Here is an 18,929-nt window from a genome sequence, read left to right as displayed (position 1 = left end):
TATGGTCGCCTTCGCCCCCGCCGCCGTGCTGTTCGTGGTCTTCTGCATCAGCGCCTACAAGGACCGCCGCCGGTTCCGCAACGCGGTGCTGCTCGGCCTGACCTTCCTCGCGCTGTCGTGCGCGCTCCTCTTCCAACTGACGGCCCTGCCGCACTGGGCGGCGGTCGCCGTCCTCGTCCTCGTCTTCACCCTGCCGACGCTCGGCGTGCTCGTGGTCGGCGGATTCCTGGTCTCCAACGGCCTCACCATGATCCGCAAGGAGGGCCGGCGCCCGGCCAACCTGCTGTCGATGCTCGCGGGCCTCGGCATCTTCGCGATGACGGCCCTGCTGATCGTCGTCCCCTGGTTCGACTCGACCCTGCTGGGCGGCCTGGTCGCCACCCTCACCGCCGTCGTCGCCTACGTCTCCTTCCTCTTCGTCTGCTTCCTCGGCTACGCCTGGCTCTACGGCCGCATCAAGGTGCGCGGCGACGTCGACCACGTCGTCATGCTGGGCTCCGGCCTGATCGGCGGGGACCGCGTACCGCCGCTGCTGGCCTCGCGCCTGCGCAAGGGCCAGGCGATCTACGTCGCCCAGCTGGCCCGCGGCTCCCGGCCGCCGGTGCTGCTGACCTCGGGCGGCAAGGGGTCGGACGAGCGGGTGTCCGAGGCGCGGGCGATGGCGGACTGGCTGATCGAACAGGGCGTGCCGGCGGAGCACATCACCCTGGAGGACCGCTCCCGCACCACCGAGGAGAACATGCTCTTCTCGAAGGAGATCATGACGGCGGCCCGGCCCGACTACCGGTGCGTGATCGTCACGAACAACTTCCACGCGTTCCGCGCCGCGATGATGGCCCGCAAGACCGGAGTCAACGGCCAGGTCGTGGGCTCGCCCACCGCGCGGTACTTCCTGCCGAGCGCCTTCCTGCGCGAGTTCGTCGCGGTGTTCTGGGAGCACCGTGCGGTGAACCTGGGCATCTGCGGCGCCCTGGTCGTCCTCGGCACGGCGGGCACGCTCGCCGGGCTTTGACGCGTGTGAAGGTGAAGGTGCCGTGACTCCCCCCTTGGCAGTCACGGCACCTTCGTCTCGCCTGTCGGCGGGCCCGGTCAGACCTTCTGCCACAGGGCCGGGACCACGGGCGGCTCCCAGCCGGTCTGCGCCTGGTGGCCCTGGAGGCAGCGGTAGGTCGCGCCGCCGTGGGTGACGGTGGCGCCGGCCGCGTAGACGGCGCCGGCCTTCCAGGTGCCGCCGGGCTGCGGGTCCTCGGGGCCGGGGCCGGGGTCGGAGCCGGTGACCTTGAGGGTCAGCCCGTAGGCGGACAGGATCGGGTTCAGCGGCTGGAAGAAGGTCGTGCCGCCGCCGGCGCAGTTCCCGGAGCCGCCCGAGGTCACGCCCTGGGCCTGGCTGCCGGAGATGTACGAGCCGCCGGAGTCGCCGGGCTCGGCGCACACCGTCGTACGGGTCACGCCCGAGATGGTGCCCTCGGGGTAGGTGACGCTGGTGTTGTGCTGCTGAACGGTGCCGCAGTGCCATCCGGTGGTCGAGCCGGAGCGGCAGACGGACGAGCCGACGGGCTGCAGTACCGACCCGGTGACCTGGACGTTCGCCCCGCCGCTGCCCTTGACGTAGGGGGTGGAGGTCCAGCTGCTGTTGGCGGCGACCCAGGCCATGTCGTTGCCGGGGAAGACCGACGCCTGGAAGGAGCCCTGGGCGACCTGGTTAAAGCCGGTGGTGGTGGTCCCGGCGCGGCCGCAGTGGCCGGCGGTGGCGAAGCCCTGGGTGGTGCCCTTGGTGACGGGGAAGCCGACGGAGCAGCGGCCGCTGCCGTTCATGTAGTACGCGTCGCCGCCGCGCAGGTCGTACAGCGGGCGCGGGGCCTCGGCCGTACGGACCACCGTGGCCACGGCCGCGTCGGTACCGGTGGCGGCGAGCAGGGCCGCGGCGGCGCCGGGGCGGGTCTCCTCGACGACGAGGGTGTTGGTGCGCGGGTCGACGTAGCGCACCGGCGTCTCGGTGGAGGCGGCCCGGTCCAGGGCGGCCTTGGCGGTGTCGAGGTCGGCCAGGGAACGGGCGACGAGCTTCGGCCGGGCGCCGGCGGCGCGTATCGCGGCGGTGTCGGAGGGGCTGGTGGTGGCGACGGTGAGGGTGCCCGCGTCGGCCCCGTCGACCCAGGCCCCGGCGAAGGCGGCGCCGAGCCGCAGCCGCAGGCGGGCGGCGGTGGCCCCGGCCTCGGCCTCGTGGGCGAGGCGGGTCTCGGCCTGGGCGGGGTCAGGCCGAGGTCGCGGCCCATCGCCGCGAGCAGCTCGGGCGGGGCGTCGGTGGTGCGCAGGGTGGCGGCGGCCGACTTTCGCGGGCCGGTCGGGCCGCTCGGGTCGGCGGTCGCGGCGTGGGCGCCGGCGGCGGCCAGCAGCAGTCCGGCGGCGGCCAGGGCGGTACACGCCCCGCGGGCGTGTCGCTTGAGCATGGGGGGCTCCTTTTCGGTTCTTCGGTGGTGCGTGGGGATACCGGAACCGTAGGAACGCGAACACCCGTGCGGGAGCTGCCGGTTGACCCCTCCCCCGGTGTTATGGCCGGCTCGCCCGGGGAGGGGGCCCGTCCCCGACGTGCGTTCTTGGGGACGGAGTCGCAGGATGGGGGCCTGGGGGGCACCGGAGGAGGTACGCGATGGACAGTGAATCGGACCAGCAGCCCACCCGGTCGGACCGGCTCTTCACGGGCGGGGAGCCGGAGCGACTGTACGACCCCGAGGACCTGGTGATGGCGACCGGGCACGACCCGACTCCGGAGCGGGTCGAGAAGGCACGCCGGCTGATCGAGAAGGAGGGTCCGCAGGTCATCGAGCGCTTCCTGCCGTAGCGGTCGACCGATGACGCTGCTGAGGTTCCACGGCCCGGGGTCGCACCCCGGGCCGTGGCCTGCCGGTCAGGACGGTCAGGCCGGTCAGTACGGTCAGTACGGGGCGGGCGCCATCGCGGCGGCCGATCCGGCCAGCGCCTGCGCGTGCGCGGACCGGGCGTGTTCCAGGACCCCGGCCGCCCGCCCCGCCGCGCGCGCGGCCGGGTGCCAGCCCAGCAGGTGCCGCCACACGAGCGGGCTCCCGACGAGCGGCCGGGTCACGAGCCCGGGGGTGACGGGGAAGGTGGCGCGGCACAGTCCGACGGCCCGGCCCACCTGGACGAGGTGGACGCAGGAGGCGGTGTCGGTCTCGTACACGCAGGCCGGGGTGAAGCCGGAGCGCACGCACGCGGCGGCGAAGCAGTCGCCGAAGCACCCGTCGCCCGGTACGTCGGTCCAGGCCTCGGCGGCCAGCTCCGCCAGCTCGATCCGGGCGCGGGGGGCCAAGGGGTGGTCCTCGGCCAGCATCACGTGCACCGGGTCCCGGGCCACCTCCATCCAGGCCAGCCGTCCCGGCTCCGGCGGGGCGCTCTCCCCGCACACCCCGACCAGCGCGAAGTCCAGCCGACCGGCGGCCACCCCGCCCGCGATCTCGCGCTCCGACCAGGAGGTGTACGTCGTCACCGGCACCCCGGGCTCCTGCCGGGCGAGCCGGTCCACGAGCCCGCCGAGCAGCGGGCCGTGCGTGGCACCGAGCCGGTAGGCGTCGGCGCCCTGACGGGCGAAGCGCAGGGCCTCGTCCTGGAGCTCGCAGAGCGCCGGCAGCACCACGCGGGCCCGCTCCAAAACGAGTTCCCCGAGCGCGGTGGCCCGTACGCCGTCCCGGCCGCGCTCGAAGAGGGTGCCGCCCAGGGCCCGCTCGATGCGTTTGAGCTGCGTGCTCAGCGCGGGCTGCGCGAGCCCGAGCGCGGTGGCGGCGCGGGTCAGGCTGCCGGCGTCGGCGACGGCCCTGACGATCCTGAGGTGCCTCAACTCCAGATCCATGCTCCGAGCTTGGTCCAGACCTGTGGGGGTGCGCTACGGGTCGGGCGCATCCAGAATCGATGAAGGCTCGTTAGCCGGAAGGGGGCCGCGCAACGGAGGTCACATGAACAGCGTCGCCGTCACCGTCGACTGGGAGCACCCCACCGACCCGCACCCCGGCCCCCGGCTCGACCACGTGCGCACGTACGTCGCCAGCGGCGGCGCCGACGGCCACCTGTGGCACGGCGTTCCGACGCTGCTGTTGACCACCGTAGACCGCGCCACCGGCCGCACCGTCCGCACGCCGCTGATCTACGCGCGGGACGCGGGCCGCCACCTGGTCGTCGCGGCCGGCTCGGGCGGCCCCCGCCCGCCCGCCTGGTACCGCAACCTCACCGCCCACCCGGAGGTGCGGCTCCAGGTGGGGTCGAGCGTCCTGCGAGGCCGGGCGCGCACGGCGGACCGGGCGGAGCGGGAGACGTACTGGGAGGCGATGACCGCACTGTGGCCGCTGTACGAGGACTACCAGGACCTGGCGTGGCCCCGGGAACTCCCGCTGGTGATCATCGACCCTGAGGGTGCCCCGGTGCATCCCACCCTTTGACGAGGAGCCGGATCGCCAACGCCAGCTCCCAGGCGAACACCGGGAGGGCGGCGAGCGTGCCCGCCGGGGAGAGCTGATCGTAGAGGCCGAACATCACGGCGACCGCCGAGGCGCAGATCAGCGGCCCCCCGACCAGCCCGAGCACGGCGATGACGCGGGGCACGAGGCGCGAGCGGTACATCAGGTAGGCCAGCAGGGCCGTGTTCAGGCCGAGGGCGACGTTGGGGCCGAGCAGGAAGGTCCAGTCGTGCACCGCGACCAGGGCGACGTCGACCGCTTCGCCTCCGGCGGCGGGAGCGTCCCGCCGGACCGTCACCAGGGACAGCACGGCTATGACGCCGACGAGGATGACGGCCGCCTCCAGGGCGCGGGCGCAGAGGTAGCCGATGGCCGGGCCCTCGCCCCACCGCCTGACGACGGGGAACAGCGCCGCCCCGGTGCCGACGACGGCGCAGACGAGCACCAGCTCGCACACCACCCCGACCAGCGCCCGGGTACCGGCGCCGGGGGCGCCGTCGAGGAGCGGGCGGTAGAGGGCGAGCCCCGCGATGGCGGCGACCTCGGTCAGCAGGAACAGCACGCCCGCGACCAGCGCGGTCCTTCGGTCTGGGGTCATGTCGTCGTCGGTCCTCTCGACAGTTTGGCGGGGAGCGGGTGTACGCCGTACACCTGGCACGCAATCTAGGTGTACGGCGTACACTCGTCAACCGACGAGTCGAGGAGTGTGGATGACCGGGACGGAAGAAACGGCGCGCCGGGCCCCCCTGAACCGGGACAGGGTGCTGCGGGCGGCCGTGGTGCTCGCCGACGCGGAGGGCATCGAGTCGCTCAGCATGCGCAGGCTCGCCCAGGAGCTGGGCGTGGTCCCGATGGCGCTCTACAAGCACGTCGCGAACAAGGAGCAACTGCTCGACGGCATGGTCGACGTGGTCGTCGGCGGGATCGACCTGCCGGTGGGCGGGCAGGACGGCGAGGGCGGCGACGGGGGCGACTGGCAGGCGGCCGTACGCCACCGGATCCTCTCGGCCCGCCGGGCGCTCCTGCGCCACCGCTGGGCGGCCCGGGTGATCGAATCACGCACCGGTCCGACCCCGGCCCTGCTGGAATACCTGGACGCGACGATCGCCACGTTCCGGGCCGGCGGCTTCTCCGCCGACCTGACCCATCACGCGATGCACGCGCTGGGCAGCCGCCTGCTCGGCTACAGCCAGGAACTCTTCGACACCTCCGGCTCGGACACCGCCCCACCGGACCCCCGACTCGCCGCCCGCTACCCGCACCTGGCGGAAATGGCGGGCGCGGCCCACGACGTCGCATCGGTGGTGGGCGGCGGCTGTGACGACCAGTTCGAGTTCGAATTCGCCCTGGACCTGCTGTTGGAGGGCTTCGAACGACTGAGGTGTCGGGGGTGGTCGTCGGCCGCGCGTCAGGAGCGGTCGTAGACCGTGACGTCGATGTCCCGCGCGCAGAGGGCGGTGGTGATCAGGGGCTCGATCCGGGTCCACGTACCGCCGGCGAGGCCGCATCCGATGCGGGGCATGTGCACGCTCGCGTCCAGCCGAAGCGCGTGGTCGGCCAGGAGGTTCAGACACCGCTCGACGGCCTCGTAGCGGATGGGCGGGCCGCCACTGCCGGTGCGCATGCCGCGCTGGCCGACCATGTTGGCCACCCACACGTCGGGCTTCACCCGCACCACTTGCACGGCGCCGAGCCCGAAGTCGTTACCGCTGCGCCCCCGGTGCCAGGCCCGGTACGCCGCCTCGGGCTCGGGCCACCGCCGCGAAAGGGCGAGCACGAAGCCCTTGCCCCACCCCCCGAGGTCGTTGCACACGTGCGCGACGACCTTCGGCCCCTTGGCCTGTGGGCTGGTGGCATCCCCGGCGATGATCTTGAGCGGCGTCGTCATGGGGGGAGGGTACGCGGGGGGGGTGACAGGGGGCGGGGGTGTTGACCGGCACCACGGCGGTACCGCCCCCCACCCCCCACCGTGACAAGCACAACACCCCCACCCCCGCCCCGCCCCCGCCCCCACCCGATCCGCAGGTCGGGACCGAGGCCTCGGCTCCGTTTCCAAGGGGAAACAAAAGCCGCACCCTCCCATCCCCCGAAACAGGACATTTCGCACCCTCGACTCCCGTCGGAAAGGCGGAGCGCGCGGCGGGCGGGTGCCCGTAAGCTCCCGTCATGCAGGTGATCCAGTCAACGAAACTCGCCAATGTCTGCTACGAGATCCGCGGACCCGTCCTCGAAGAGGCGATGCGGCTCGAAGCGGCAGGTCATCGCATCCTCAAGCTCAACACCGGCAACCCCGCGGCCTTCGGCTTCGAGTGCCCGCCGGAGATCCTTGAGGACATGCTCCGCAACCTGGGCACCGCCCACGGCTACGGGGACGCGAAGGGGCTGCTCTCCGCGCGCCGCGCGGTCATGCAGCACTACCAGACCAAGGGCATCGACCTGGACGTCGAGGACATCTACCTCGGCAACGGCGTCTCCGAGCTGATCCAGATGTCGATGCAGGCGCTGCTCGACGACGGCGACGAGGTCCTCGTCCCCGCCCCGGACTACCCGCTGTGGACCGCCTCCGTCTCGCTCGCCGGCGGCACGGCCGTGCACTACCGCTGCGACGAGCAGTCCGACTGGATGCCGGACCTCGCCGACGTCGAGCGCAAGATCACCGACCGCACCCGCGCGATCGTGATCATCAACCCGAACAACCCGACCGGCGCCGTCTACGACGACGAGATGCTGCGCGGCCTCACGGACATCGCGCGCCGTCACAACCTGGTGGTCTGCTCGGACGAGATCTACGACCGGATCCTCTTCGACGGCGCCACGCACACCAACACGGCCGCCATCGCGCCGGACCTGCTGACGCTCACCTTCAACGGGCTGTCCAAGAACTACCGCGTCGCCGGCTACCGGGCCGGCTGGATGGCGGTCTGCGGCCCCAAGAAGCACGCCTCCTCGTACATCGAGGGCCTCACCATCCTCGCGAACATGCGTCTGTGCGCGAACATGCCCTCGCAGCACGCCGTCGCCACCGCCCTCGGCGGCCGGCAGTCGATCAACGACCTGGTCCTGCCCGGCGGGCGACTGCTGGAGCAGCGCGACACCGCCTACGACCTGCTGACGCAGATCCCGGGCATCAGCTGCGTGAAGCCGAAGGGCGCGCTGTACCTCTTCCCGCGCCTGGATCCGGCCGTCTACAAGATCAAGGACGACCGACAGATGGTGCTCGACCTGCTGCGGGCCGAAAAGATCATGGTGGTCCACGGGACGGGCTTCAACTGGCCCGAGCCGGACCACTTCCGGATCGTGACGCTCCCGAACACGAAGGACCTCGCGGACGCGGTCACCCGGATCGGCACCTTCCTCGACGGCTACGGGCAGCCGTAGAACAGAAGAGCGACCTCCGGATTCAGCTCAACTTTAGAACCGATCCAATGTAGGATGGTCTCCTGACCACGCAGGAGGCCTCCTCATGTACGAGCCGATCCGCTCCAAGTCGGTCGTCCACGGCGTGGACGGCAAGGCCGACTACCCGCACCGCAGCCGCACCGAAGCCCTCGACATCCAGCTCGCCGGGCACCTCGCGGCGCTCCTCGCCGTCACCGACGAGCTCGGGCTCGCCGAGGACGCCGCGCGCATCGCCGGCCAGGTCGAGCGGCTGCGCGGCGCCCGGCCCGCCCGGGTCGCGCAGCCCCGGCCGGCGGGGGTGACGGGCCCGCGCTGCACCGGCGCGCCCACGACCTCGCCGCCCGCGCGCTGCTCGTCGCCGCGTCCCGCGCCGACACCGCCGCGGCGATCCTCGCCGCCGAGCGGATGGACGCCCACGCCGCCGCCCTCGACTCCGTCGACCTGGCCGGCGCCCTCTGACGGCCCCGGTCCGGGGCCGCGGAGGCTCCGGACCGGGTGCCATATCCCCGTTCAGCCCGACGACGACGGCCCCGTGGGGCTCGGCGTCGCCTGAGCGCCGACGTCCGCGACCCCGCACCACGGCGTCGTGTTCGGCGGCCAGACCGGGCCGACGGCCTCGGCACGCTCCGCGATGCCCGGCGTGAGGCCGGGGACGCGGACCAGGGCCTGGGCGGCGCGGGCTCCCGGGCCGGGGCGTTCCTCGTCGCGGAACTCCACGGTGACCACGTAGGACCCCTGCCCGCGCGCCTCGACCGTCGCCAGGACCCGCCGGCTGACCGGGTCGATCCGGCACGCCGTGACCCGCACCTCGGGCGGGGGTGGCTGCGGGGCCGCCGCCTCGCCACCGCCGCCGGCCCATACGTAGAGTCCCAGCGGGGCGAACACCATGAGTCCGGCCAGCACCATCAGGCCGACCAGCCAGCCCTGCCACTTCCGCGCGCTCACGCCCATGTGCCGATCCTCCCGGCACCCCGCCCCGCCCACCAGCACCCGCGGGTTCATACAGCATTTCGAAGTGGGACCGCCTGGACACTTCGTGTTCATTCAACCCCGCGCGGAATGTGGGTTTCCGCGAGCACGCTGCACCCTGTGAGACGCATCCTTGGAATCGCTCTGGCGGTCCTCCTCATCGGCGGCGTGATCGGCGCCATCGTCCTGGGGGGCGACACGTCGGAGGGCACGGCAACGAAGACCGTGCGCGGCGTCATCGGTTCGGAGAAGGCGGACTTCTTCCGCGACCCCGATGTCGTCAAGGCCCTGAAGGACAAGGGCTACACCGTGAAGCCGGAGAGTTCCGGCTCCTGGGCGATGGACCAACTCCCCCTGAAGGAGTACGACTTCGCCTTCCCGAGCAGCAGCGAGCCCGCGCAGGAGATCGAGGCCGCGGCCGGGGTGAAGGGCGCGCAGACCACCAAGCCCTTCTTCTCCCCGCTCGTGGTGATCGCCCGCGCCAACGCGGCCAAGGTGCTCGCCGACAACGGGCTGGTCAAGATGACCGGCACGAACTCCGGCACGCTCCTGATGGGCCCCTATCTGAAGGCGGCCGGCGAGGACCGGACCTGGCAGCAACTGCCGGGCTCCGCGCCCTACGGCGAGTTGACCGGGACGGTGTTCGTGAAGACCACCGACCCGGCGACGTCCAACTCGGGCGCGCTGTTCGTCGCCACGACCTCGAACGTCGCCAACAACAACACCGTCGTCTCCGACGACGCCGGGATCGCCCGCACGGCGCCCCTGCTGCGCAAGCTGATCTCCGTCCAGGGGGCCCTGGCACAGAGCACGGACGATCCGTTCCGTGCGTTCATCAGCGGCAGCGGCGAGCCGCTGATCCTGGCCTACGAGTCCCAGGTGGCCTCGCTCCTGCTGAAGAAGCAGACGCCCGCGCAGCTCGGGGACATGGTGGTGCTCTACCCGGACACCACGGTCAACTCCCCGCACACCTTCGTGCCGATCACCGAGAACGCGCGGGAGCTGGGCACCCTGCTCGCCGAGGACCCGAAGCTGCGCGAGTTGGCGCTGCGGTACGGGTTCCGCCCGCAGGAGGGGGTCGCCGAGTTCACCGCCGCCACCGCCCCGTTCGCCGGCTACCTCAACCCGGGGCTGACCGGGATCCGGCAGGTGGGCGCACCGACCGTCAAGGTCCTGTCGGCGCTGGCGGCCCGCGCCAAGGGGCAGGGGGACACACCATGACACCGACACCTCCCGAGGAGAGCCCGCTCGTCCTCACCGCGCCCGAGCCCGTGGCTCCCGTCCGGCGGGAGCAGGCCTCCGGTCTGGTCCCGCTCCGGGACGGGGTGCACGACGAGATGGCCCGCCGGGCCGGGGAGTACGTGAGCGGACTCGCCGGAATCGACGCCCGCTCGCCCGAGTTCGCCACCCGGATCGGGGAGATAACGGCCCTCGGCGCCGCCGAGATGCGCAGCGCCGACCGGCAGTCGAACCGGATGCTGGAGCGGGCCGTACGCTCCCTCGGCTCGGACGGGGGTGGGGGCGCGGACGCGCAGACCCGGGTGGCCGGTTCGCTGGTCGAGCTGCGGCGTACCGTCGAGGACCTGGACCCGCGGGACGCGCCCGCGAAGGGGGCGCGCAGGCTGCTGGCGAAGCTGCCGGGCGGCAACCGGTTCCGGGACCACGTGGCGAAGTACGCCTCCTCGCAGACGACGCTGAACCGGATCGTGGGCGCCCTGCGCGGCGGCCAGGACGAGCTGCGCCGCGACAACGCGGCGCTGCACACGGAGCGGGCGGCGCTGTGGGAGACGATGGGCCGGCTCCAGGAGTTCGCGGTGCTCACCGAGGCCCTGGACGCGGCCGTCGAGGCGCGGATCGCCGAGGCCGGGCGGACCGATCCGGGGCAGGCGGACGCGCTGCGCGCCGACGTGTTGTTCCCGGTGCGGCAGAAGCACCAGGACCTGCTGACGCAGCTGGCGGTGTGCGCGCAGGGCTACCTGGCGATGGACGTGGTGCGACGCAACAACGACGAGCTGATCAAGGGTGTCGACCGGGCGGCGACGACGACGGTGTCGGCGCTGCGGATCGCGGTGATGCTGGCGTCCGCCCTGGACAACCAGCGCAAGGTGGTCGAGCAGGTGAACGCGTTGAAGGGGACGACGGAGGAGCTGATCCGGGGCAACGCGGAGATGCTGTCCTCGCAGAGCGGGGAGATCCAGCGGATCGCCGCGGACCCGGCGGTGGGGGCGGAGACGCTGCGGACGGCGTTCGCCCGGATCTACACGACCCTGGACGCGATCGACACGTTCAAGGTGCAGGCCACGGAGAACATGGCGGCGACGGTGGAGTCCCTGACGGGTGAGCTCCGGGCCGCCTCCGCCCACCTGGCGCGGACGCGGACGCGGACCCCGGGTGCGCTGGAAGGCGGGGAACGATGAACGGGCTGACGACGGCACGTACGGCGGGCATGGCGGTCACGGCGGGCACGACCCGCACGCCGGGCACGAGACGCACCGCGCGTACCGCGCGGGTGCGCGGACCGCTGGCGACGGTGGTGGCGCTGGCGGCGACCCTGATGGGGGCGGCGGCCTGCACCTCGCAGGATCCGGCCGCCTCGTCGGGCGGTTCGGCGGGGTCGGGCGGCGGCTCGTCGAAGCCGCAGGAGTACAAGGAGGGCCGGCTGCGGGTGCTGGCCTCCAGCGAGCTCGCGGACATGGAGCCCGTCCTCAAGGCCGCGAAGGAGGCGACCGGGGTCTCCGTCGACTTCACCTGGTCCGGGACGCTGGACGCGGCGGAGCAGGTGACCTCCGGCAAGGCCGACGGCCGCTACGACGCGATCTGGCTGTCCTCCAACGACTACCTGCGGCTGCGTCCCGAGGCGGCGGCGAAGCTCGGCGCCGAGACGCCGGTGATGGCCTCGCCGGTGGCGGTCGGCGTGAAGCCGGAGGCGCTGGCGCGGCTGGGGTGGAAGCCGCAGGAGGTGACCTGGTCGGCGGTCGAGGAGGCCGTGGCCGCCGGGAAGCTGACGTACGGGATGACGGACCCGGTCCGCTCCAACTCCGGTTTCTCCGCGCTGGTCTCGGTCGCCTCGGGCCTGTCGGGAGCGCAGGCGGCCCTGACGGACGCGGACGTGGAGAAGGCGCGGCCCCGGCTGAAGGGCTTCTTCAACGGGCAGAAGCTGACGTCGGGTTCCTCGGGCTGGCTGGCGACGGCGTACGCCAAGCGCAACGACGTGGACGCGCTCGTGAACTACGAGTCGGTGTTGCTGTCGATGAACGACCGGGCGAAGGCGCCGCTGACGGTGATCCGACCGAAGGACGGCGTGGTCACCGCGCACTACCCGCTGACGCTGCTGGCGTCGGCGCCGGCCGGCGCGCGCGAGTCGGGCCGGCTCCTGACGGACTACCTGCGGGGTGACGCCGCCCAGAAGGCGATCACCGAGAAGACCATGCGCCGGCCGGTGGCCGCCGGGGTGGCTCCGGCGGCGGGGCTGGACGGGGAGAAGCGGCGCGAGCTGCCGTTCCCGGGCTCGCGGTCGGTGGCGGACGGGCTGCTGGCCTCGTACGAGAACGAGCTGCGCCGGCCCTCGCGGACGGTGTACGTCCTGGACACCTCGGGCTCGATGGCGGACGAGGACCGCATCGGTCGGCTGCGCACCGCGCTCACCGACCTGACGGGGACGGGCACTTCGGGTCCCGGCGAGCGGTTCCGGGACCGGGAGGAGGTGACGTTGCTGCCCTTCGGCGACAAGGTGAAGAAGGTGCTGACGCACGTCGTCGAGCCGGGCAACCCGGGGCCGGCCCTGGACGCGATCCGGGGGGACGTGAAGGGGTTGCGTCCGGAGGGCGGTACGGCCGTGTACGGCAGCCTGAAGGCGGCGTACGAGCACCTGGGGAAGGGCAACGGTGACGCGTTCACCTCGATCGTGCTGATGACCGACGGGCAGAGCGGGGACAAGGTGAAGGACTTCGACTCCTTCTACGCGGGGCTGCCGGAGGAGCGCAGGCGCACGCCGGTCTTCGCGGTCCTGTTCGGGGACTCCGACCGCAAGGAGCTGACGCACATCACGGAGCTGACCGGCGGGCGGCTGTTCGACGCGACCGACGGGAACGGCTCGCTGGACGGGGCCTTCGAGGAGATCCGTGGCTACCAGTAGGACGACCGGTGGGACGACCGGCGGCAGAACCGCGGCCGGGCGCGCACTGGCGTACCTGGAGTCGAGGAAGAACCTGGCGGGCAGCGCGTGCGGGCTCGCCGGGCTGGGCCTGACCCTGGCCGGTGTGGCGGGGACGTACTGGCCGGTGGTGGTCGCGGGGCTGTACGGGGCGGGGGCTTTGATCGCCCCGCCGGAGCGGATCGACACCCCGGTCTTCCCGGATCCGGCCGAGCGGTTGGGCGTCGTACGGGAGGACCTGGGCCGGCTGCGGGAGTACGTCGGCGAGGTGGAGCTGCCGCCGGCCGCCGAGGGCAAGCTGAGCGAACTGCTGGACGTGTACGCGGCGCTGCTGGAGCCGGGGTGGCCTGCGGAGGTGCTGGCCGGTGATCCGGAGGCGGTGCACGCGCTGTCGCGGGCGATCCGGCTGGACGTGCCGGAGTGCGTGGACGCGTACAACCGGGCCCGCTGGTGGACGCGGCTGAACCCGGGCGGCGAGTCCCCGGAACGGCACCTGGAGCGGCAGTTGTCGGTGCTGTCCGAGGAGGCGGAACGCGTGACGGCGGACCTCCGTGAAACGGAGGCCCGCCGTCAGCAGACGCACACGACCTATTTGGAAGGTCGCAGAGAGTCCTAGGTCGGGGACTCCCGCGTCAGCCCTGCGGTCGGGGACAGCCGGCCGCGGTTCTTGGGGGTGGTCGGGGCTTTAGCCCAGACGCTCGACCAGTGCGTGGTACTGGTCCCACAGCTCCTTGGGAGTGTGGTCGCCGTAGGTGTTCAGGTGCTCGGGGACCAGGGCGGCCTCCTCGCGCCAGACCTCCTTGTCGACGGTGAGGAGGAAGTCGAGGTCCTCGGCGGGCAGGTCGAGGCCGTCGAGGTCGAGGGAGTCCCGGGTCGGCAGGACGCCGATGGGGGTCTCGACGCCTTCGGCGGTGCCGTCGAGGCGGCCGACGATCCACTTCAGGACGCGGCTGTTCTCGCCGAAGCCGGGCCACACGAACTTGCCCGCGTCGTTCTTGCGGAACCAGTTCACGTAGTAGATCTTCGGAAGCTTCGTCTGGTCCTTGTCGGCAGCGACCTTGACCCAGTGGGCCATGTAGTCGCCCATGTTGTAGCCGCAGAACGGCAGCATCGCGAAGGGGTCGCGGCGCAGTTCGCCGACCTTGCCCTCGGCGGCGGCGGTCTTCTCGGAGGCGATGTTCGAGCCGATGAAGACGCCGTGGTTCCAGTCGAAGGACTCGGTGACCAGCGGGACGGCGGAGGCGCGGCGGCCGCCGAAGAGGATCGCGGAGATCGGGACGCCCTTGGGGTCCTCCCACTCGGGGGCGATCGTCGGGCACTGGGAGGCCGGGACGGCGAAACGGGCGTTGGGGTGGGCGGCCGGGCTGTATCCATTTTCGGTCTGGGCGGACTCCGGGGTCCAGCGGTTGCCCTTCCAGTCGATGAGCTCGGCCGGGGGCTCCTCGGTCATGCCCTCCCACCAGACGTCGGAGCCGTCCGGGGTGAGCGCGACGTTGGTGAAGACGGTGTTGGCGTACATCGTCTTCATGGCGTTGGCGTTGGTGTGCTCGCCGGTGCCGGGGGCGACGCCGAAGAAGCCGGCCTCGGGGTTGATCGCGTAGAGGCGACCGTCCTCGCCGAAGCGCATCCAGGCGATGTCGTCACCGATGGTCTCGACGGTCCAGCCGGGGATCGTGGGCTCCAGCATGGCCAGGTTGGTCTTGCCACAGGCGCTCGGGAACGCGGCCGCGACGTACTTCGCCTCGCCCTGCGGCGGCGTGAGCTTGAGGATCAGCATGTGCTCGGCGAGCCAGCCCTCGTCGCGCGCCATGACGGACGCGATGCGCAGGGCGTAGCACTTCTTGCCCAGCAGGGCGTTGCCGCCGTAGCCGGATCCGTAGGACCAGATCTCGCGGGTCTCGGGGAAGTGCGAGATGTACTTGGTGGTGTTGCAGGGCCACGGGACGTCGGCCTGGCCTTCGGCGAGCGGGGCGCCGAGGGTGTGGACGGCCTTGACGAAGAAGCCGTCGCTGCCGAGCTCGTCGAGGACGGCCTTGCCCATGCGGGTCATGGTGCGCATGGCGACCGCGACGTAGGCGGAGTCGGTGATCTCGACGCCGATCGCGGAGAGCTCGGAGCCGAGGGGGCCCATGCAGAAGGGCACGACGTACATCGTGCGGCCCTTCATGGAGCCGCGGAAGATGCCTTCCTGCCCGTCCCTGCCGACGAAGATCTCCTTCATTTCCGAAGGAGCCTTCCAGTGGTTGGTCGGGCCCGCGTCCTCTTCCTTCTCGGAGCAGATGAAGGTCCGGTCCTCGACGCGCGCGACGTCGGACGGGTCGGAGGCGGCGTAGTACGAGTTCGGGCGCTTTGCCTCGTCCAGCTTCTTGAACGTGCCCTTGGCGACGAGCTCCGCGCACAGGCGCTCGTACTCGGCCTCCGAGCCGTCGCACCAGACGACGCGGTCCGGCTGGGTCAGGGCTGCGATCTCATCCACCCAGGAGATCAACTCCAGGTGGGTCGTCGGGACGGAAGTGGGAGCCGCGTTGTCGCGCGCCACGATTGCTCCTTGTTGAGGGGTTTGTTTGGTGTATGCCCCGTGGGGGCTGCGACCCGGACGCTTCGCGCTCCGCTCATCCGGTGCCGACCGCACTCATCTGATCATCCGGTGCGTATGCGCATATGTCCAGGGGGCTTCTCACGTGAGCATCGCCACGTCCGTCAATCTTCCGTAAAGAGGACTAACCGAAACCTACGCGCCCGTAGGTAGCATGAGCGCCATGAGTTCAGACGCCGCCGCCGTAGCGGCCATGCCGGCAGCTCCGCAGGCGGAACCCGAGGTCAAGCCGCTGATGCGCGGCTGGTTGCACACCGGGATGTTCCCGGCGGTCGTGATCGCGGGCCTGGTGTTGATGGCCTTCACCGACTCGACGAGGGCCCGCGTGGCCTGTGGCGTGTACGTCCTCACGGCCTGCCTGCTCTTCGGCGTCAGCGCCGTCTACCACCGCGGTACATGGGGCCCGCGCGGCGAGGCCATCCTGCGCCGCCTCGACCACGCGAACATCTTCCTGATCATCGCGGGCACCTACACCCCGCTGACCGTGCTGCTGCTCCCCGACTCCACCGGGCGGACGCTGCTGTGGGCGGTGTGGCTCGCGGCCGCCGCCGGCATCGCCTTCCGCGTCTTCTGGGTCGGCGCCCCGCGCTGGCTCTACACCCCTTGCTACATAGCCATGGGCTGGGCGGCGGTGTTCTTCCTGCCCGACTTCCTGCGCGCCGGCGGGATCGCCGTGCTGGTGCTGGTGGTCGTCGGCGGACTGCTCTACAGCGTCGGCGGCGTCATCTACGGCATGAAGCGCCCCAACCCCTCGCCGCGGTTCTTCGGCTTCCACGAGGTCTTCCACTCGCTGACGCTGGCCGCCTTCGTGGCCCACTACGTCGGCATCTCCCTGGCCGCCTACCAGCACTGAGGATCACGTGGGCCGGCGGCCCAGGGCGCGCAGCGCGCACCCGGGCCGCCGGTCGTTCTCTCACGCGGTGATCAGCAGGTGTAGCCGTCCCCGTCGGCGTCCAGGCGCAGCGGGTCGCTGCCGTTGACCTTCATCCGCTTCGGGAACTGGTGCGCGGCCAGCCAGTCGCAGCGGGCCCGCGTGGTCTTCTTCACCTCCGCCGGGAAGTTCGTCGGCACGCACAGGCTCGCCGTCCCGTAGTGCCGGTCGCAGCCGGCGACGGTGGGCGCGACGGGCGCCGAGTCCCGGCGGGCCGGGTTCGGTTTGGGCGCGGCCAGGTCGTTCGCGAAGGTGTGCTCGTGGGCGGAGGGATGCTGTTCCCCGGCGGCCCTGAGGGCGGGGGCGCCGCCGAGGTGGACCCAGGTGGCGACGGACGGGATGCCCGCCGCGTCGACCCCGAAGAGCATGTACCAGCCCGGCGGGGCGAGGTTGGGGTTGCTGGTGACGTTCAGGTCGACGGTGGTGTCGTTGACCACCGTCATCGGGAGGTCCACGAACCGCTGGTTGGGGTCCGAGGAGTGGGTGACGGCCGCCGGGCGGATCAGCTCGGCCTTGGCGATCGGCCGGTTCACGGTGATCCGTTGGGTGTCCCCGTAGATCCAGTCGGTGTCGATCACCGACGTGAGTTGCGGGCGCGGCCCCTTGAACAGGTAGGGCGGGGTGTAGATCGACACGGCGTGGTTGTACGTGCCGTTGCCCGGGTTGTCGCCGACGGCCATGACGCGGCCGTCGGGCAGCAGGAACGCGGCCGAGTGGTAGGTGCGCGGGATCGGGTCGGTGGCGAGGCCCGGCTGGTAGGTGTTGTTCGTCGGGTCGAAGAAGGAGGCCTCGAAGACCGGGTCGGCCCGGTCGTGGAGCCCGCCGCCGGTCTCCAGCACCTTGCCGTCGGGCAGCAGTACGGCGGAGACGTACATCTTGCCCTCGGCCGCGGTCTGCGGGCGCTTGCCCGTTCCGGTGTCGACGAGGCCCTGCGGGAGGTCGGGGCCGGCGGTGTAGGCGGGGCTCGGCTGCTTCAGGTCGATGATGTCGGTGAGGCGGTTGGCCGCCGGGTTGGTCTCGTTGTTGCCGCCGCCGATGGTCAGGACCCGCTGGTCCTGCGCCGGGGGCAGGAGCACGCTCGCCGACTCGTCGCGCTCGTCCTTCCTGCGCAGTCCGGGCACGTCGGTGATGGTGTTGGCGTCGTAGTCGTAGACCGAGGCGCCGGAGCCGGGGGTGCCGTTGCCGAAGGTGTGGCTGCCGGAGTAGAAGAGCCGGCCGTCCTGCATGAGGATCATCGACGGGTACAGGCCCCAGTAGGACCAGGTCTGGTTGACCTCGTTCATCGGCAGCCACTTGTTCTGCGCCGCCGAGAACTTCTCCGCCGTGACGTTGCCGGTGGAGTCCTCCTTCAGCCCGCCGAAGGAGATCACGTCGCCGTTGCCGAGGATCGTGGCGGACGGGTACCAGTGGCCGCCGTTCATGTCGTTGGTCTTCGTGTACGTCTCGGTGGCCGGGTCGAAGACGTAGCTGTCCTTCAGCCCCTGGTAGCCGATCTTGCCGTCGGCCGACGGGTAGCCCTTGTTGCCGCTCATCACCAGCACCCGGCCGTCGGCCAACTGCACGTGCCCGGAGCAGAACATGTCGACGGGCGTGGGGATCGACTTGAACGTGCCGTTCGCCGGGTCGTAGACGGCGGAGGTGAAGGTGCCGGCGTTGAACTGGGCGATGTCGTTGCCGGATCCCGCGATCAGCAGCACCTTGCCGTTCTTGAGGACCACGGCGTGCATCGAGCGCACCGGGTTCTGCGCGGGGATCACGTCCCACTTGCCCTTGGCGCACTGTTCGGCCGTGCCGGTGCAGGTGGGCTGCGGCGGGGCCGCGCCCACCTCCTCCAGCGCGTAGTCGTCGGTGGTGACGGTGCCGACGCCGTAGACGGACAGCCCCCAGGCGATCTTGTCGGTGTTCGGCGGGACGGCGGGCGTACGGACCTCCGTACGCGCCCACGCGGCGCTGACCGGGGGATTGCGCAGGTCGGTCCAGTACTGCCAGCCGGCGGTGGTGTCGTGGCGGAAGACGGTGACGGACACGTCGGGGGTGTTCGACTTGTACCAGGCGGACAGGTCGTACTGCTTGCCCGGTATGACGGTCGGGGCACAGGTGGCGCTCTCGGTGACCAGGGCCTTGCGGTCGCCGTCGACGCGGCGGGTCAGGGAGACGCGCATGGCCTTGGTGCCGGTGTGGGCGTCGGGAACGGTGGCGAAGGTGAAGTCGTTGTTCCCCCAGCCGGATTTGGACCAGCAGTCGGGCATGTCCGCGCCGGGGGCGCCGGCGGTCTCGAAACCGGGGTTGGTCAGCAGGTTGGGCGGTCCGGCCACGGCCGGCTGCGGTGCGCTGAGCAGCAGGGCGGCGGTCATCGCCCCGACGGCGGTCAGGGCGGCCCGGCGCCCTGCCCTCCGTCGGATCTTCCTTCGCATACGG

General features: G+C 71.8%; 16 protein-coding genes and 2 pseudogenes. 11 read left to right on the top strand and 7 right to left on the bottom strand.

Annotation, left to right across the window (positions count from 1 at the left end):
* Window position 1 precedes the first annotated feature (1 nt).
* Window positions 2-1,012 (top strand): YdcF family protein, encoded by a 1,011-nt coding sequence (locus M4D82_RS21225; protein WP_249767540.1) that lies wholly within the window; start codon window positions 2-4, stop codon window positions 1,010-1,012.
* A 77-nt stretch (window positions 1,013-1,089) separates the two neighbouring features.
* On the opposite strand, the pseudogene M4D82_RS21220 reads toward M4D82_RS21225, so the two are convergent.
* Window positions 1,090-2,447: pseudogene (locus tag M4D82_RS21220) on the bottom strand (carbohydrate-binding protein).
* A gap of 200 nt (window positions 2,448-2,647) precedes the next feature.
* Between M4D82_RS21220 and M4D82_RS21215 the strand changes: the two are divergent.
* Window positions 2,648-2,839, top strand: coding sequence for a hypothetical protein (locus M4D82_RS21215; RefSeq protein WP_249767539.1), 192 nt, complete (start codon window positions 2,648-2,650; stop codon window positions 2,837-2,839).
* Between the two features lie 93 nt (window positions 2,840-2,932).
* On the opposite strand, the gene M4D82_RS21210 is transcribed toward M4D82_RS21215, so the two are convergent.
* Window positions 2,933-3,862, bottom strand: a complete 930-nt coding sequence (locus M4D82_RS21210; protein WP_249767538.1) for a LysR family transcriptional regulator — start codon at window positions 3,860-3,862, stop codon at window positions 2,933-2,935.
* Window positions 3,863-3,965: 103 nt separating this feature from the next.
* On the opposite strand from M4D82_RS21210, the gene M4D82_RS21205 reads away from it, so the two are divergent.
* Window positions 3,966-4,445, top strand: a complete 480-nt coding sequence (locus tag M4D82_RS21205) for a nitroreductase/quinone reductase family protein (RefSeq protein WP_249767537.1) — start codon at window positions 3,966-3,968, stop codon at window positions 4,443-4,445.
* On the opposite strand, the gene M4D82_RS21200 is transcribed toward M4D82_RS21205, so the two are convergent.
* Complete coding sequence (locus tag M4D82_RS21200) at window positions 4,405-5,061, bottom strand: DUF4386 domain-containing protein (protein ID WP_249767536.1); 657 nt, start codon at window positions 5,059-5,061, stop codon at window positions 4,405-4,407. The genes M4D82_RS21205 and M4D82_RS21200 overlap by 41 nt on opposite strands.
* Before the next feature lie 112 nt (window positions 5,062-5,173).
* On the opposite strand from M4D82_RS21200, the gene M4D82_RS21195 reads away from it, so the two are divergent.
* Window positions 5,174-5,887, top strand: a complete 714-nt coding sequence (locus M4D82_RS21195; RefSeq protein ID WP_249767535.1) for a TetR/AcrR family transcriptional regulator C-terminal domain-containing protein — start codon at window positions 5,174-5,176, stop codon at window positions 5,885-5,887.
* Here the strand turns inward: M4D82_RS21195 and M4D82_RS21190 are convergent.
* A complete protein-coding gene (locus M4D82_RS21190) occupies window positions 5,872-6,351 on the bottom strand; it encodes a macro domain-containing protein (RefSeq protein ID WP_249767534.1) in 480 nt (159 codons plus the stop codon). The two genes, M4D82_RS21195 and M4D82_RS21190, sit on opposite strands and share 16 nt — an antisense overlap.
* Before the next feature lie 278 nt (window positions 6,352-6,629).
* Here M4D82_RS21190 and M4D82_RS21185 point away from each other — a divergent pair, with 278 nt between their 5' ends.
* Both M4D82_RS21185 and M4D82_RS21180 read left to right on the top strand, forming a co-directional pair.
* Entirely contained in the window at window positions 6,630-7,841 is a 1,212-nt protein-coding gene (locus tag M4D82_RS21185; protein ID WP_249767533.1) for a pyridoxal phosphate-dependent aminotransferase, read from the top strand.
* A gap of 85 nt (window positions 7,842-7,926) precedes the next feature.
* Window positions 7,927-8,321 (top strand): annotated as a pseudogene (locus M4D82_RS21180) (SCO4983 family protein).
* 51 nt (window positions 8,322-8,372) lie between these two features.
* Here the strand turns inward: M4D82_RS21180 and M4D82_RS21175 are convergent.
* Entirely contained in the window at window positions 8,373-8,807 is a 435-nt protein-coding gene (locus M4D82_RS21175; protein WP_249767532.1) for a hypothetical protein, read from the bottom strand.
* Between the two features lie 144 nt (window positions 8,808-8,951).
* Here M4D82_RS21175 and M4D82_RS21170 point away from each other — a divergent pair, with 144 nt between their 5' ends.
* From M4D82_RS21170 to M4D82_RS21155, 4 genes are read left to right on the top strand one after another with little or no spacing between them, the layout of a single operon-like run.
* Entirely contained in the window at window positions 8,952-10,052 is a 1,101-nt protein-coding gene (locus tag M4D82_RS21170; RefSeq protein WP_249767531.1) for a substrate-binding domain-containing protein, read from the top strand.
* The gene (locus tag M4D82_RS21165) at window positions 10,049-11,248 is read left to right on the top strand and encodes a toxic anion resistance protein (protein ID WP_249767530.1); all 1,200 of its coding nucleotides are present in this window, start codon (window positions 10,049-10,051) and stop codon (window positions 11,246-11,248) included. The genes M4D82_RS21170 and M4D82_RS21165 overlap by 4 nt, the downstream gene beginning before the upstream one ends.
* Complete coding sequence (locus tag M4D82_RS21160) at window positions 11,245-12,966, top strand: substrate-binding and vWA domain-containing protein (protein WP_502988973.1); 1,722 nt, start codon at window positions 11,245-11,247, stop codon at window positions 12,964-12,966. The genes M4D82_RS21165 and M4D82_RS21160 overlap by 4 nt, the downstream gene beginning before the upstream one ends.
* Window positions 12,953-13,600, top strand: coding sequence for a hypothetical protein (locus tag M4D82_RS21155; protein ID WP_249767529.1), 648 nt, complete (start codon window positions 12,953-12,955; stop codon window positions 13,598-13,600). The genes M4D82_RS21160 and M4D82_RS21155 overlap by 14 nt, the downstream gene beginning before the upstream one ends.
* A gap of 69 nt (window positions 13,601-13,669) precedes the next feature.
* Here the strand turns inward: M4D82_RS21155 and M4D82_RS21150 are convergent, their stop codons facing one another.
* Entirely contained in the window at window positions 13,670-15,523 is a 1,854-nt protein-coding gene (locus tag M4D82_RS21150; protein WP_249767528.1) for a phosphoenolpyruvate carboxykinase (GTP), read from the bottom strand.
* Window positions 15,524-15,743: 220 nt separating this feature from the next.
* Here M4D82_RS21150 and trhA point away from each other — a divergent pair, with 220 nt between their 5' ends.
* Entirely contained in the window at window positions 15,744-16,433 is a 690-nt protein-coding gene (gene trhA, locus M4D82_RS21145; protein ID WP_249767527.1) for a PAQR family membrane homeostasis protein TrhA, read from the top strand.
* A 71-nt stretch (window positions 16,434-16,504) separates the two neighbouring features.
* Here the strand turns inward: trhA and M4D82_RS21140 are convergent, their stop codons facing one another.
* Window positions 16,505-18,925: a galactose oxidase early set domain-containing protein gene (locus M4D82_RS21140; protein WP_249767526.1), complete on the bottom strand. Its 2,421-nt coding sequence runs from the start codon at window positions 18,923-18,925 to the stop codon at window positions 16,505-16,507.
* Between the last annotated feature and the right edge of the window lie 4 nt (window positions 18,926-18,929).

Origin of the sequence: Streptomyces sp. RerS4, assembly GCF_023515955.1 — a bacterium.
Classification (GTDB): domain Bacteria; phylum Actinomycetota; class Actinomycetes; order Streptomycetales; family Streptomycetaceae; genus Streptomyces.
This window is presented reverse-complemented; position numbering and strand designations above follow the sequence as displayed.